At 49.0% G+C, this 16,087-nt stretch carries 13 protein-coding genes; all 13 read left to right on the top strand.

Features of this window, described 5'->3' with window-relative positions; all coding sequences use genetic code 11:
• Positions 1-172: 172 nt before the first annotated feature.
• The 13 genes from GI364_RS01905 to gabT all read left to right on the top strand — a co-directional run bounded on the left by GI364_RS01905 (position 173) and on the right by gabT (position 16,038).
• Positions 173-1,123 (top strand): LysR family transcriptional regulator, encoded by a 951-nt coding sequence (locus GI364_RS01905; RefSeq protein ID WP_198852050.1) that lies wholly within the window; start codon positions 173-175, stop codon positions 1,121-1,123.
• 64 nt (positions 1,124-1,187) lie between these two features.
• Entirely contained in the window at positions 1,188-2,426 is a 1,239-nt protein-coding gene (locus GI364_RS01910; RefSeq protein WP_198852051.1) for an MFS transporter, read from the top strand.
• A gap of 161 nt (positions 2,427-2,587) precedes the next feature.
• Complete coding sequence (locus GI364_RS01915; protein WP_198852052.1) at positions 2,588-3,238, top strand: C40 family peptidase; 651 nt, start codon at positions 2,588-2,590, stop codon at positions 3,236-3,238.
• Positions 3,239-3,465: 227 nt separating this feature from the next.
• Positions 3,466-4,329 carry a basic amino acid ABC transporter substrate-binding protein gene (locus GI364_RS01920; RefSeq protein WP_198852053.1) on the top strand — a complete coding sequence of 288 codons (864 nt, stop codon included), beginning with the start codon at positions 3,466-3,468 and terminating at the stop codon, positions 4,327-4,329.
• Between the two features lie 164 nt (positions 4,330-4,493).
• Positions 4,494-5,162 (top strand): amino acid ABC transporter permease, encoded by a 669-nt coding sequence (locus GI364_RS01925; RefSeq protein ID WP_233095973.1) that lies wholly within the window; start codon positions 4,494-4,496, stop codon positions 5,160-5,162.
• Positions 5,149-5,871 carry an amino acid ABC transporter ATP-binding protein gene (locus GI364_RS01930; RefSeq protein ID WP_198852054.1) on the top strand — a complete coding sequence of 241 codons (723 nt, stop codon included), beginning with the start codon at positions 5,149-5,151 and terminating at the stop codon, positions 5,869-5,871. Before GI364_RS01925 ends, GI364_RS01930 begins: the two co-directional genes overlap by 14 nt.
• 877 nt (positions 5,872-6,748) lie before the next feature.
• A complete protein-coding gene (locus tag GI364_RS01935) occupies positions 6,749-8,506 on the top strand; it encodes a sigma 54-interacting transcriptional regulator (protein ID WP_198852055.1) in 1,758 nt (585 codons plus the stop codon).
• Between the two features lie 443 nt (positions 8,507-8,949).
• Positions 8,950-9,906 carry an agmatinase gene (gene speB, locus GI364_RS01940; protein WP_198852056.1) on the top strand — a complete coding sequence of 319 codons (957 nt, stop codon included), beginning with the start codon at positions 8,950-8,952 and terminating at the stop codon, positions 9,904-9,906.
• A 49-nt stretch (positions 9,907-9,955) separates the two neighbouring features.
• Positions 9,956-11,320, top strand: a complete 1,365-nt coding sequence (locus tag GI364_RS01945) for a purine-cytosine permease family protein (protein ID WP_198852057.1) — start codon at positions 9,956-9,958, stop codon at positions 11,318-11,320.
• A complete protein-coding gene (locus GI364_RS01950) occupies positions 11,320-11,979 on the top strand; it encodes a cyclase family protein (RefSeq protein ID WP_198852058.1) in 660 nt (219 codons plus the stop codon). The genes GI364_RS01945 and GI364_RS01950 overlap by 1 nt, the downstream gene beginning before the upstream one ends.
• Before the next feature lie 104 nt (positions 11,980-12,083).
• The gene (locus GI364_RS01955; protein ID WP_198852059.1) at positions 12,084-13,034 is read left to right on the top strand and encodes a carbon-nitrogen hydrolase family protein; all 951 of its coding nucleotides are present in this window, start codon (positions 12,084-12,086) and stop codon (positions 13,032-13,034) included.
• 45 nt (positions 13,035-13,079) lie between these two features.
• Positions 13,080-14,618, top strand: coding sequence for an aldehyde dehydrogenase family protein (locus tag GI364_RS01960; protein WP_198852060.1), 1,539 nt, complete (start codon positions 13,080-13,082; stop codon positions 14,616-14,618).
• Between the two features lie 67 nt (positions 14,619-14,685).
• Positions 14,686-16,038: a 4-aminobutyrate--2-oxoglutarate transaminase gene (gene gabT, locus GI364_RS01965; protein ID WP_198852061.1), complete on the top strand. Its 1,353-nt coding sequence runs from the start codon at positions 14,686-14,688 to the stop codon at positions 16,036-16,038.
• Positions 16,039-16,087 lie beyond the last annotated feature (49 nt).

The following is a 16,087-nucleotide window of genomic DNA, read 5'->3' on the forward strand; positions in this document are numbered from 1 at the left end:
AGCCTCCCAGGTTCTATTTGACCTTAGCAAAACTACTTGAAGTAAAAATAATGACGTAGTAAACATTCTGATAAATTCGTATAGGGAATATCGATATTAAAGACGATAATATCGATACAACTGACAGCAATATCGATATAATAGGCTTGCTAGAGTGTTAGGGGGCGTGTTTGTGGCGATTACACTACAGCAGCTAAAAGTGTTTCTGGCCGTCATTGATGCACAGAGCATTTCCGCGGCTGCCCAACAACTGGAGTTGCGCCAATCAACAGTAAGCTTTCACATGCAGGCGTTGGAATCTGTTGCGGGCATTCCTCTGCTGATTCGTAACCATCATCGCTGGAATCTGACTGAAGCCGGGAAAGAACTGGTTGGGTATGCTCGGACCCTCACTTCGACAGCAGCAGAGGCGGAGCGAGTGTTGGCAGACTTTCAGTCTGACAGACAGAGGCGGCTTTTGATTGGGACTAGTCAAGTGCCGGCAACATATATTGTTCCCATTGTGGTAGAACGCTTCCATGCCCTGCGACCGGATATTGCTTTGGTAGTAGAGAACGTGCCAAGTCCCATGGTCAGGCGGCGGGTAGAAGAGAGGGAGATCGACGTCGGCTTTATTATTGATGCAAGACCTGTGCCGCCTGCATTAGAGAGCAATCTTGTTTTGGAAGACGAAATCGGCTGCGTATTTTCACCGAATACCGGGCTGCAGTGGTTGAAGGCACCCATTACTCCCGATCAACTGCAAGCCATTGAACTGATTGGGCACGCAAAGGACTCATCCACCGCTCAGGTCTGCGATAACTGGGCATTGAACCAGGGTGTCTCTTTGAAAACTTCGGTAACCCTGGGGTCCATCGACATGATTAAGACGGCCGTTAAACGAGGAATGGGCGCAGCCTTGCTGTCAGAGTTAATGGTACGAGATGAAATTGAAAAGGGAGACTTGCTGTATGCTCCCGTCCACAATCCGCCTCGACGTCAACTTCGACTCATCTATCACAGAGAACAGAAGGAGAGTAGGTTGCAGGACTTTGTTAAGATTGTGCAGAGCACAGCACAGGCGTCTCTGCTCCATCGCCGTCTCAACCAACACAACATCAACACCACTCCGGACACCCCCTAGAGTGCGGCCGTAAAGCAGTGTAGTGGTTGCAATAAGTGTAGTGACAGCAAAGGGAGGTTCGTCATTGAACGGTTTTGCTCGTTCAGTTCAGACATCAGATAAATACAAGTGGTTTGTCCTCCTGCTGACGACGTTTACTCAGATGTCCATTGCCTTCGTGGGACAAGGAGTAGGAGCTATAGCACCCTTTTTGCAAAGTCATTTTCATCTGAATCATGCTCAGGTTGGGTTTGCGGTCAGTGCCAACAATTTTGGCATTGGTCTGACAGCGTTATTTTTCGGCAAATTGGTCGATCGCTTTGGTGAAAAGAAAATGATGGTTCTCGGCGGCGTCATGACGGGTTTATCTATTTTTGTCGCATCACTGTCCACCGGCTATTGGATGCTTTTGTTCCTGCTGGTTGAAACAGGTTTGTGGTCGGGTTCTGCTACACCAGCAGGCAGTAAGGCGATTTTTAACTATTTTCCTGCCTCATCCAGAGGGACAGCTATGGGAATCAGACAAATGGGGATTTCCGCTGGTGCGTTCCTGGCTGCGCTTGTTCTGCCTGTCGTTACGAAGGCAGTCACTTGGAATGCTGCTTTTGATTTGGCAGGAACAGTTGCAATTCTGGCCAATATTCTGTACTTGCTTATGTACCGACAAAAGCAAACTATACGCAGCGTCAACACAGTGCGTGGGACAGAAACCGGCAAAAGTAAGAAGTCGTCGCTGTTGCATAACACTGCGATTTGGTACACCAGCCTTGCGGGAACCACTTTCATAGGAGCGCAATTCGCTATCATCAGCTACAGTCAATTGTTCTTACACAGTCAAGCAGGTATGTCTTATCACTACACATTCTATTTTCTTGCAGCCGCTCAACTTGCAGGCATGATTGGAAGAGTGCTGTGGGGAACAGTGAGTGACGCGTTTTTCTCTTCCAAGCGAAAACCCATACTGTTTTTCATCGGAGTCATGCTTGCGGGCTTGTCCTTGTCAATGCTGACAATTTCCGTGAAAACCCCAATTTGGATGCTAATCCTTATGTTCGTACTGCTTGGTCTGGCAGCAATGGGATGGAACGGTCTATGGGTCACTCTTGTATCAGAACTGGTCGATTCCAGTCAGTCGAGTTCAGCGGTTGGAACAGCGGTATCGATTCTGCAGTTGGGTGTTCTTATCTTTCCTGTAATATTTGGCTACATAGTCGATAGTACAGGCTCATACAGTATTAGCTGGGTGTTCATTGCGTGCTGTGTGACGGCTGGCTTGATACTTTTGGCGCGAGTGAAGGAAAGCAGTGGAGAATCTTCAGTTTGAGGCAGATACCTGATATGATTTGATGAAACATACGATATGACACATATGACATGAAACAAACGAGATCAGAAACCAGTTGAAAGTAACGAAACCTGTGTTGAACCATTTAAAACAACGAGAAATCATATGAGTTCGCGTATTGCCAGAAAGGGGTTGAGACTATGAAAGTTACCTATGCAGTAACAGCCAGCGGTGTCCTGGGCGGGTTAGCGGCTTTACTAATTTATTCAGTAAGCCATCATCACACAACACCCGTCTCTCATTCAAACAACATCACGAATACAGCACAAGCGTCGAAACAAAATGCTCCCTCGTCATCGTCGACGAATGGGACAAGTTCCACATCCCAGTCATCAACCTCAAACAGCAGCCAAACATCTAATGCGTCGTCCTCGCAAGGACAGGCTGGTTCTAGTGGGAATGTGACCGTGTCGGTTGGCGGTCCCGTTGCACAGAAGAAGCAGCAGGCTTTGGTGAGTGCAGTTCAAACAATGCTGCAGGGGAGTACGGCCAAGCAAATGGATGCGTCCGCTTTTGTGCAGTATGCATACGCCAAAATTGGTGTTCAACTGCCACGGACCATTGCCGAACAGGCAAAACTGGGGAGTAAGGTGACGAATCCCAACCAACTCCAAAAAGGCGACATTGTTTGCTTTGATCTTAAAAATAACAGTAAAAATGTCGTGACATTTGACGGGATTTATATGGGCAATCAGAATTTTGCTGCCAAAACCACACACGGATTAGAGATTATCAGTCTGACTGACAACTACTGGGGTCCGCGATTCTTATATGGAAAGCGCATCTTGTAGTGATTACCGACAATTTGAAATTCTGTGGTTGAAAAGGTATAATATTTTATGTCGACTCGCTTGGCGGAACTGAATCCAACGCAGCACAGGCACTATATATGGGGTTCGTTTCAGAGTGAGAACCTTGTGTATAGTGTTTGTTTGTTATCAGGCAGGTTTGAAATGCCGCAGGACGGTGCCGCCGAGACAGAGACAAACACACAGAATCACAAGGGGGAGTTTACGCATTGAAGAAATTTGCAGTCGTGTTATCTTCAGTAGCTTTACTTGGACTGACAGCCGTGGGGTGCGGAACGAGTAACAACAGCGGGGGAAGTGGCGGTGGCAACAGCACTGGGCAATCGACCGGCGGATCCGGCAGCGGTGCAACGAGTTTTGTCCTCGGCACTTCACCCACCTACCCGCCTTTTGAAACGAAGAAGAACGGCAAATTGACAGGCTTTGATATCGAAATGATTCATGACATCGCGAAGCTTGAAAACCTGAAGATTAAGAACACGCGGACAATGCAGTTTTCTGGTCTGATTCCTGCGCTGGTATCCGATCAAGTCGACGTAGCCGTCGCCGGCTTCACCATCAAAAAAACGAGAATGCAAAAGGTTAACTTCTCGAATGCGTACTACTTGTCAGGTCAATCGATTCTTGTTCGGAAGAACTCCAGCATTACTGGATTAAAAGACCTGAAAGGAAAGGTCGTAGCTGTGAAGAAGGCGACTACCGGGGCTGATTTTGCCACGAGCAAAGGCTTAAAGAACCTGAAACAGTTCAATACGACTTCGCAGTTATACAGCGCGCTCATGAGTGGCAGTGTTTCTGCGGTCATCTTTGATAATCCGGGGAACTCATCGTTTGCCAAAGACCACAGCAGCAAGGTCAAGGTGGTTGGAGGTATGCTGACTGGTGAATACTATGGAATTGCAGTCAGCAAAAAGAAGCCTGAGTTGCTGAAAAAAATTAACGCAGGCCTGAAGAAAATGCAAAGCGACGGTGAGTACAAAAAGCTGTACAAGAAATACTTCGGCAGTGATACCAATGGAATTATTACAAGTGTCATGACACCGAAGCAGGTAGTGGCCAAGTCTTCAAGCTGATTTGACAGGAACACAAAAGAATTGCGCACAAGCCGGGGTGACAGTGGGGCTGACTTCAGTGCTATGTGATGAGACACGGATATCGTGTGTTCTGTATTAAAGCGGTGAAGCGATAATGCCCCTGTGCACCCAGGCGGTGCGCTCAGTTTTTGGGAGAGATGCTATTGGATATCGTCGTGAACCATCTACCCGTTCTCTTAAAGGGTTTTAGGCTTACGGTAGAGTACTCCGTGCTCGGTATTGTGCTTGCGATGATTTTCGGCGTCATCGCAGCATTGATGAGACTAGCTCCATTGCGAATTGTTCGAGTCTTGCCGACTATCTATGTCGAGTTGTTCCGCGGGACACCGCTTCTGGTCCAGCTTTTCATCATTATCTTCGGAATTCCACAAGTGCTGCCTGTTAACCAGTGGTTCGGACAAATGACCTACCCAATTCTGGGTGCAGCCATCGGTTTGGCATTAAATGAAGGAGCCTACGTGACGGAAATTGTCCGTGCCGGGATTCTCGGTGTGGACAGAGGTCAGAAAGAAGCCGCACAAAGTATTGGAATGAGCGGTGGACAGACCATGCGTTATATTGTTTTACCGCAAGCCCTAAAGCGGATGATTCCGCCATTTGTAAATCAGTTTGCACAAACAATTAAGGATACATCGCTGCTCTCGGCAGTGGGTGTAGTGGAAATGCTTTATTCAGGACAGATTGTCATTAACAATTATTTCGATCCGTTTACCATCTACACACTCATCGCACTCGCCTACTTTGTATTCATTTGGCTAATTACGCGATTTGCTGCCTACCTTGAGAGGAGGTTGCAACTTGATAAGCGTTAAAAACTTATATAAATCTTTCGGAGATAACGAGGTTTTAACTGATATAAGCAACCATGTTGAAGAACAGGAAGTGGTTGTTGTTATCGGTCCGTCAGGCAGCGGTAAAAGTACATTTTTACGGTGCTTGAACGGCTTGGAAAAAGCGACGAAAGGGCATATTTGGATAGACGATTTGGAGTTGACCGCGCATAAGGCCAACGTTGTCAAACTTCGGCAGCGTGTGGGAATGGTCTTCCAACGTTTTAATCTGTTTAGCCATTTCACGGTGATGGACAACATTACCATTGGTCCGCGCAAGGTGCTTGGGAGAAGTACACAGGAGAGTAAGCAGATTGCACGAGAGTTGCTGGCGAAAGTAGGGCTGGAGGACAAGGAAGACAGCTACCCGGATGAACTGTCCGGGGGACAGCAGCAACGCGTCGCCATTGCCAGAGCACTTGCAATGCAACCCGAAGTAATGCTGTTTGACGAACCGACCTCAGCTTTGGACCCAGAAATGGTAGGAGAAGTTCTTCAAGTCATGAAGACACTCGCTAAAGAAGGCATGACCATGGTTGTGGTAACGCACGAAATGGGCTTTGCCCGCGAGGTTGGCGACCGAGTCATCTTTATGGACGACGGGCAAATTGTTGAGGAAGGGACACCCGAGCAGATTTTCAGCAACGCCAAGGAAGAGCGTACCCAATCCTTCCTGAGCAAGATTTTATAGCGGCGTGGGACGGCGACTCATGTTGCAGATAGCAGATAGCAGATAGCAGATAGCAGATGAATCACCAGGGTGAACTTGAATGAATGGAGATTGTGATAACCAGAATTTTCTGGTTATCACTTTTTTGTCTGATGGGAGACAATTTCAACGCCTTGACGCGTGTGAGTTGAGGGTGGCAGGTCGCAGCTGTGGTTCCAGGGCAGGGCTGTGGTTCCAGGTCGCATCTGCGGGCCATGCTGCGGGTCATGCTCTGTATAATAAGGATCGAAAAGATCACTAATAGCGAGACGGTGGTCACTTAGTGATCAAAAAGCTCACTATGGGGCCGGTGTCGAAAGTGTTAGTGTCGCAAAGAATCACTATTTGCCTCCCGTCCACGAGGGCAGGGTAATGATAGTGATCAATGGGATCCCTATGATGGGGCGGGTACTTGGGATAGTGATCGATGGGATCCCTATGATGATGCCGGCCCCAACATAGTGATCGATGGGATCCCTATGACTGTGCGGCGGCTCACAACTCTACTGTGTTGCAAGCTGTCCGTTCGTCCCATCCGTTCGTCCCATCTTTCAAGTGGACAATCATCACGTTGATAGGAGAATGGGAGTGGCGCTGTGATGCTGGACAGGCGGGATCCATATCCATTTATTACTGCAGGAGTTTAGGTTCACATTTGTCGAATTATTTTGTATACAGTTGTGGTTGTCCCATGAGTGCTGCTGTGCTGAGTAATGTGTTGGTTAAGCGCGCTCAGCCGCCAGGCAGCATAACAGTTCGGAGCATTACAGAGTTAGGCATTGCATCGCAGAGTGAAACATCGCAGAGTGAAACATTACAGAGATGAGCATTGCATTACAGAGATGGAGGTGCGGGGTCTTTGGCGGACACTTCTGTTCCAATTGCATTTCCTTATCAGGAATTTGTGGAACACTTGCCCAATGGTGTAGTTGTTGTTGCAGCTGATAATCAGATTGTCTATTGCAATGAGAGAGCACTCGAACTGCTTAAGACAGAACGGCGGGCCCTTCTCAATTCGAAAGTTGAGGAATGGTTGGGCCGCATTACAGAGGCAGACATGTTGCAACTTGAAGATGATAAGCAACGCCTGAAAATTCCGTATCAGGAGAGCGTGTTGGTGTTTCGTCAGATTCGAATCGGATCTCATGGTCACCTGAAATTTTTCGTCTTTGAAGATATCACGGTGTATGAACAAGTGTCTGAAGCGTTGCAACAGGTGTCCGACGCACATGAAGAACTCCGGATGATCTTGGACTCGTCCCACGATGACATCCTCATCGCTTCGGGGGAAGGAATTGTTTTAAGCGCATCCCAGACCTTTGAGGACTCTTACAATATACCGCTGAATGAATTAGTGGGACAGTCTGTAGAAGATTTGGAGAAGCGCAGGGTGTTTAATCCATCTGTCACCTTGAAGGTGCTGAAAACAGGGACAAGACAGGTGTTGCTGCAGAAAACTGCGACAGGAAAGAAAATGCTGGTGACAGGCACACCGATTCTTAACGAGGATGGGCGGATTCGCCGTATCATTTCCTATTCACATGATGTAACAGAACTCCATGCGTTGAAAGATCACGTTCAAGATGTGCAACAGGAGATGACACGCGTTCGCTCGGAACTGGAACAATTGCGGAGCAAGGAACTAAATGTGAGCGGGCTGATTGTTGAAAGCGGTGCTATGAATAAGGTGATTCAATCTGTCGCACAAGTTGCTCGACATGATGTGCCCGTCTTGTTGCTGGGTGAATCTGGTGTCGGGAAAAGTGCTTTGGCGAAACTTGTGCACAAGAACAGTTCAAGGAGTGAAGGGCCGTTTATAGAAGTGAACTGCGGTGCAATTCCGGCGAACTTAATTGAATCCGAGTTGTTCGGGTATGAAGCCGGAGCTTTCACGGGTGCCGATAAAAAAGGAAAAATCGGGCTGGTGGAACTGGCTGACAACGGAACGTTGTTCTTGGACGAAGTGGCAGAACTGCCGTTACTCCTTCAAGTAAAACTATTGAAAGTACTGCAGGACAAGGAATTCAGAAGAGTAGGAGGCTCGAAGTCCATTCGCTCGGATTTCCGTCTCATTTCGGCAACAAATCAAGACATTGATGAGATGGTGCGAACGGGTGAAGTTCGCGACGATTTGTACTACAGAATCAATACTGTGACCGTGACTGTACCCGCACTTCGTGATAGGAGGGATGGTATCTCCCGGCTGACCCATCATGTTTTGACACAGATGAACGAGAAACATGGTCTTGCAAAAGCCGTGAGCACCGAAGTCATTGAACGCCTGTCGACCTATGATTGGCCTGGAAACATTCGCGAATTGGAAAACGTCATTGAGCGGGCTGTGATTCTGAGCAGAAGTGAGGTGATTGGCATAGAAGATTTACCAGAATCGATTGCCTTTGGAAAAGATTATCCTTCCAGTCCGGCACTTGGCAAGAACACACTTCCGGAAATGGTAGCCGAATTTGAAAGAAACATTCTCGAATCTGCCCGGAAACAGTGCAGAACAACGGTAGAGGTCGCTCAATTGCTAGGAATCAGTCAGCCGACCGCAGTCCGTAAACTGCAAAAATATGCCCCCCTCTCTGGAGAAAGAGAAGAGGGTAACGTACAGTAGGCACTTGAGCCACAACACACCGATTTTATGTTGGGGAAAACACTGCAATGATTTGTGGAACATGGGACTCATAACGTTCAGATGTCAATTCATTGATGAATAATAAATTCAACTTTGAATAATTGCCCTTCTATCCTATGAAATCAGTCGATGAAGCAGAATGCTTTTTAATAGGAGACCGATATCTATTCACAATTGAATCGTTTTCGTAAGACTACTTTCGCATTCCTTAGAAATTGCTAATGACACACTGCACATCTGATAATTATATCTTACCTGTAATCAATGAATTTTCACTCTTTATCTACGTGGATTTGGACTTTTATAGAATATTATTCGACTTTTCAGTGTATTTACGCGTCTTGCCACGGGAGTTGGCACGACTCTTGCAGTATGACAGGCAAGGGCATTGTACCAACTCATTCATCTAGGAGGCGCATCACATGGGGAAGTATCAACCACGAAATTCACAAGAGTCACCAAGGTTTTGCGGAGTACGCACGTTTATGCGGCTGCCGCTGGTCGAGACGCCGGAGCCGCAGATTGACTTTGCAGTCATGGGGGCGCCGTTTGACGGGGGGCAGTCGTTTCGAACGGGATCACGCATGGGACCAGAATCAATCCGCGACTTCTCCGTATTGCTGAGACCGTACAACGTGGAGCAGGAAATCAATCTGTTCGACTACTTGTCAGGCGTGGACTATGGCGATTTGTCTGTTGTTCCCGGATACATTGAAGAATCCTACGAGCGCATTGAAAAGGGATTGGACGAGGTGCTGGCAGCGGGGATTACACCAATTGTCCTTGGCGGCGATCACGCTATCACTCTGGCGGAACTTCGCTCCATCGCCAAGACGCATGGACCGGTGGGGCTTGTTCACTTCGATGCTCATTCCGACACGTGGGACAGCTACTTTGGGCTGAAGTACAACCACGGTACAACGTTCCGCAGAGCCATCGAAGAAGGATTGATAGACACCAGCCGCGGTATCCAAGTCGGTATGCGGGGACCCTTGTATGCCCCTGGCGATTTGGATGATGCACGGGAACTGGGATTGGCACTCTACACAACCAGCCAGCTTCAATCTATCGGGATTGACCGTATGTTGGAAATCATTAAAGAGCGAGTTGGCAACGGCCCGACATTCTTATCCTTTGATGTAGACTTTCTCGATCCCGTTTACGCACCCGGCACTGGCACACCAGAAGTAGCCGGACCGACGACAGCGGAAGCCTTGCGACTGGTTCGCGGACTCACCGGGATTGACTTCGTTGGCTTTGATGTGGTCGAAGTACTGCCGGCGTTCGACAGCGGACAGCTCACAGCCGCCGCCGCTGCCAACGTGGCCTACGAAATGATTACACTGCTGGCTTTGGCTAAACGCGCCAAGGTTGAATAACGACTTATCTCGACTCGACTTACTTAAAAATAGGAAGAGGGGAAACTGTATGAGTTCACAGGAAAGTTACGATAGAATCGTTCCGGTGCCAAAATCGGATCGGACAATGAATCTATGGCACACCTTTACACTGTGGATTGCGGCCAACGTGGTTGTGACAACGGTGTTTACAGGAATGCTGCTTGTGCCGGACTTGAAGTTCTGGCATGCGATGCTGATTGTTCTGCTGGGATCGCTTGTTGGCGGAATTCCGCTCATATTGACCGGCAACATGGGAACGAGAACAGGGCTGCCTACCATGATTCTAACCCGGGGCGCATTCGGTCACTTTGGTTCCGCGCTTCCATCTGCTGTAAATACGATTGTATTAATGGGCTGGAGCTGGATTCAGGCCTATATGGGCGGACTCAGTTTGAACAACGCAATTAAGTATTTGACAGGGTACAGCAATATCAATTTATTCGTCATCGTGACTGAAATTATCGTTGTGGCTATTACACTGTACGGACACCGTATGATTGAAAGAACGGAGAATTTAGTGGCAAGTCTCATGCTAATCCTTTCCGTCGTGGTATTCAGCTATATGTTTATACACTTCCATTTGTCCGCCCTGACCAGCATGGCGGTATCGAAACACCCTGAAATCACATCCATGGTTGCCTTTGATATTGTGGTTGCTACCGCATTTTCATGGATGACTTCATCCTGTGATTACAATCGAAATGTGAAAAAGCAAAGTACCAGTATGCTGGGTACGTGGCTTGGTTATACCTTGGCGACAGTCGTAGCTATGGGCTTGGGCGCAGCGGTATCTGGATTTTCACTGCTCGGCCACCGGCCGCAGACGTATGACCCGACCACGCTCATTGGATCGATTAACCCAACCCTTGGCTTTGTAGCCGGCATCGTGATTTTCCTCTCTGTTATTTCTACGAACGTAATGGCACTGTACAGTGCAAGCATGTCTTACCTAGCTATCTTTCCAAAGCAGAAGTTTTTTGCTCCGACTCTCGCTCTCGGGGTTGCTGCAGTCTTAGGTGCTTTGCTCAAGACTTGGCTGACAAGCAACTTCGAAAACTTCATCTTAATGGTCGGCACGCTGTTTATCCCGGTCAGTGCCATCATGCTGACAGACTACTATCTCTTAAAACGGGGGTATTACAACTCTGAGGAGATTGTGTCCGGAGCAGAGAAAAAGTACTGGTACACTGGCGGGTTCAATCTGATTTCCTATGTCGTGTATATCCTGGGCGCTGCCTTCGCTTATTACTTCACCTACGTGAAACCCTTGGCAACAGGTGCGACCATTCTAACTTTCTTGGTTACGGCGGTATTGTACTTTGCCATTATGAGAATGGCAGGGGCAAAAGTGGCTTTTGAGGGCGAATCTGTCATGGGTTCTTTGGTGGACTGATGAATATGTTTAAGCCTGTCAAAATCGTCGACTTATCTCTCACTCTCGATGACAACACACCTATTTATCCGGGCGACCCAAAGCCCCATTTGTCTGTGGCTACAACCATCGAGCACGATGGGTACAATCTGCATCATGTGCATATCGGATCGCAGAGTGGAAGTCACGTAGATGCACCATACCACTTTCTTCAATCCGGGCAGACCATTGATGAGTCTGATTTATCCTTGTTTATTGGTACAGGGCTGGTTATCCCAGCCCTTGGCAAGGGTGAACAAGAAGCGATTCGGCTGCAAGATGTACAGCCATACGTGGACCAGGTTGAAGCAGGCCACATTGTTCTCTTTCATACAGGCTGGTCGCAATACGGGGGGACAGACAAGTACTTTCTTCACCCCTATGTACACGTTGAGGTAATTAAGGCATTGCTGGAGAAAGGTATAAGGACCTTCTGCATTGATTGCATCAATCTCGATATCACCGGCGGCGACAGCTTTCCCGCACACGATGCCATCGCCGCTGTGAACGGAATCATATCGGAGAATCTGACAAACTTTGAGTCCATAGACTTTGCCAATCCGCTCATCTCTCTGTTCCCCATTAAGCTCAGTGGGAGTGATGGTGCTCCTGTGCGGGCAGTGGCTATGCAGGTGGAGTAGGGCTGGCTCCATGCTAGGACGCAGTGTTTCATTCAGACTGCTTAGAATCAAGACCGTTTAGAATCAAGGCTTGGAATCAAGACTGCTGCGAATCGAGGTGCAACATGACGGCTTTTAAACTGGGTGTATACCAAGGCCAACCAGTACAGGGCAACATCGAGGGGACCTTGCAACTTATGGAACAAGTGATTGCGGAAGCCGGTGAGAAGAGCGTTCAAATTCTCGTGTTTCCTGAGTTGTTCATTACGGGTTACCTGCCGGAGTTGTGGGAGCATGTGCCTTCTCAAGCCGAAGAAGAGGAATGGATGAACCGTTTAACACAGTCCGCAAGGCAACACGATGTGTGGATTGTGTTCGGACACCCATCTTACCGTGTGTCGCCTTTGAGTCCGCTTGACGAGCGCAGCAATGCGCGGGTCCATGAGGGCAGCAATGAACGCACCGACAATCGAATCGATAATTACGGTGATAGTCACAGCGATGAGCACATCAAGCATCCAAGCGGTCCGTATATCCCAGCTCCGTTCACCAATGGGATCACACTCCTTTCCCCCGACGGCGTTGTCGGCACATATGCGAAGGTACACCTGTTTGGAGATGAGCCGAAGACATTTGTCTATGGAAGCGAGTTTCCGGTTTGGGATACGCCCTTCGGACGCGTGGCTTTACAAAGTTGCTATGACATTGAATTTCCGGAATCTGCGCGCATGGCGGCAGTGCAGGGAGCACAGTTGCTCATTAACCCGGCGAACAACATGTCTCCCTTCGGAGAACATCACCGGCGTTATTCCATGGTCAGAGCCATGGAGAACAGTCTCTTTGTCATCACTGTTAACCGACTGGGTCCAGAGAAAGACATCGATTTTTGCGGGAAGACTTGTGTAGCGCATCCAGAAGGCAGGTGGTTATTGGAAACAGACAGGGAAGAGGGGCTGCAAACGACCGAGATCGACCTTTCGGACATTGCATCTTTAGACCCGTCAGTCCATTACCTAAATCAAAGGAGACCTGCGCTGTACAGGGCGTTAATAGAGTCCAAAGACGCAAGACAGTGACGTAAAACAGTGATACAAGACGTAAAACGGAGAGGAGACAACAGGATGACAGAACCTCATTTACCTGAAGACGTAAGTCTCCTATTGTCTTCGCTGGAAACAGGTTCAGACGGAACCTGTCTGGCGTATATCGACGGCAGTTTTGTTCAGGCGGAAACAGGAGATATGCGGGCTCTGTATTATCCGGCTACCAATGAGTTCACAGCAATGGTGACGGAAGCGGCTGAAGCAGAAGCTGAGGCAGCTGTTCAGGCTGCACGCCGCGCATTTGACCAGGACGGATGGCCGGAAACAGATGCATATGAGCGAGCAGGGCTTTTACATCGGCTGGCAGATGAACTTGAACAAGAGGCAACTGTATTTGCGAGACTAGAGACAATCAACAGTGGTAAACCCTTAAGGGAATGTATTTTGGATGTGGAGGACGCTGTACGGTGTTTTCGGTATTTTGCGGGTCTGGCAACAACCGACAGCGGTCAAATGCTGGATACAGGTGCAGACATACAAACGACTGTCGTACGCGATGCAGTTGGTGTCTGTGTACAGATTATTCCATGGAACTTTCCTTTACTGATAGCGGTTTGGAAATTGGCGCCTGCTCTGGCTGCAGGCAATACATGTATTGTCAAACCTTCGGAATTTACGCCGTTGTCTGTGTTGAAGCTGGCAGAATTAATGCATCGCGTCGGCTTCCCTAAGGGGGTCGTCAACGTGGTACCCGGCCGGGGCAGTGTTATCGGGCAGTATCTGGCCGAACACAAACTGGTAGATAAAGTGGCGTTCACCGGCGGAACGGAAACCGGACGAAAGATTCTACAAGCTGCTGCATCCAATATGAAGAACGTCTCGTTGGAGTTAGGCGGCAAATCGCCGAACATCATCTTTGCTGACGCTGATTTTGACACGGCTGTGGATTATGCGCTGTTGGGTGTGTTTATGAATGCCGGGCAGGTGTGTGCAGCGGGATCGCGCATTTTGGTAGAAGACAGTATCTACAACCGCTTCGTTGCCGCACTGGCTGCAAAGGCGCAAAACATTGCGCTGGGAGACAGTTTCTCTGATGAGACCGAAATGGGACCGCTTATTTCCAAAACACACATGGAAAAGGTGGAGAATTATATCCGTTTGGGACTTGCGGAAGGCGCAACCCTCCTAACAGGGGGGAAACGTCATGAGCATTTTGTAGACGGCAACTACCTGCTGCCCACGCTGTTTACCGATACAACTCCTGACATGCGGATTGTGCAGGAGGAGATTTTTGGACCCGTCGGTGTAATACAAAGGTTCTCGACCGAAGACGAAGCGGTTGAATTGGCGAACAATTCCCAGTACGGGTTGGCAGCAGGTGTGTTTACAACTGACGGTGCAAAGGCCCAGCGGGTGGTTCGCAAGCTGCGGGCTGGCATAACGTGGATTAACACCTACCACCCGGCCTTTGTCGAAGCACCTTGGGGCGGATACAAGCAGTCCGGGTTGGGACGGGAACTTGGGACACAGGGGTACGAAGCGTATACGGAAACAAAGCAAATCAGTACGAATTTGAACGTTCAGCCGTCCGGATGGTATCGGGGCCAAGATGATTGAGGCTGAATAGCAATGGCCGCGCAAGCAAAATGCAGAGGGCTGACGAAGAACAGAGGAGGAGAGTTGAATGCAAACGAGTGACAGAAACTTCATTAAGCTAAACACACCGATTCCGGGACCGAAGGCCGCCGCAATGTTGGAGGAGAGAAAGAAACATGTACCGCGCGGTGTATCCAACACCGTTCCGACATTTGCCGAAACAGCCGAAGGAGCCCTTGTCACTGATGTGGATGGAAACACGTTCATCGATTTTGCCGGAGCCATCGGCACTTTGAATGTGGGTCACCGTCCCCAGGCATTGGTGGATGCGTTAAAGCAGCAACTCGATAAATACCTCCATACAGGATTCAATGTCATGATGTACGAGCCGTACATCCAGCTTGCAGAGAAGCTGAATCAATTGACACCGGGAGACCACGCAAAGAAGACGTTGTTTTTAAACAGTGGTGCAGAAGCGGTGGAAAACGCGGTCAAAATTGCACGGAAGTATACAGGCAGAAAAGCCATTATCTCCTTTGAACGGGGATTTCACGGCAGAACCCTGCTCACCATGTCCCTGACCAGCAAAGTGAAGCCCTACAAATACCAGTTTGGTCCCTTTGCACCGGAAACCTACAAGATGCGTTATCCCTACTACTACCGGGCGCCATATGGTGTCACGCCCGAGCAAGTGGATGAGCAAGTTTTGGCCCAGTTCGAGGAGTTCTTTCTCTCCGAAGTGGCCCCTGAAGATGTAGCCGCAGTCATTCTGGAACCCGTGCAGGGTGAGGGCGGATTTGTGGTCCCGTCCAAGGCCTTCGTCCAAGGTGTGAAGAGGATTTGCGAGAAATACGACATCCTGCTGATTGCAGACGAGATTCAGACCGGATTCGGCCGAACGGGAAAGCTGTTTGCTATGGAACACTTTGATGTGATTCCCGATCTCGTTACTCTATCCAAATCGATTGCCGCCGGCCTGCCCTTGAGTGCTGTCACGGGCCGTGCAGACATCATGGATGCATCGAGTCCTGGTGAAATTGGCGGGACCTACGGCGGCAGCCCGCTGGGTTGTGTTGCAGCCCTTGAAGTGATTAAGATGATGGAAGAGGATCATCTGCCGGACAGAGCGGCAGTGATTGGCGAAAAGATTAGGGCACGCTTTGAAAAGCTGAAAAGCCGGTATGCTTTTATCGGTGACGTTCGCGGCTTAGGTGCTATGTGCGCATTGGAAATCGTCAAAGACCCCGAAACCAAAGAACCCGACAAGGCACTGACAAGTCGCATTATTCAGGCGTGTTATCAGAACGGCGTGATGGTGCTCAGTGCAGGTTTGTACAGCAACGTCATACGGACCCTCAGCCCGCTGGTCATCACAGACGAGCAGTTGGAAGAAGGACTGGACGCCATGGAACAAGCGTTCGCCGAGGTTGCAGGGAGTTAGGGATGTAGGAACGAGGGATCATCAAGTGGTAACGAAAGGGGCGGTGCAG

Source organism: Alicyclobacillus sp. SO9, assembly GCF_016406125.1.
Lineage (GTDB): Bacteria > Bacillota > Bacilli > Alicyclobacillales > Alicyclobacillaceae > SO9.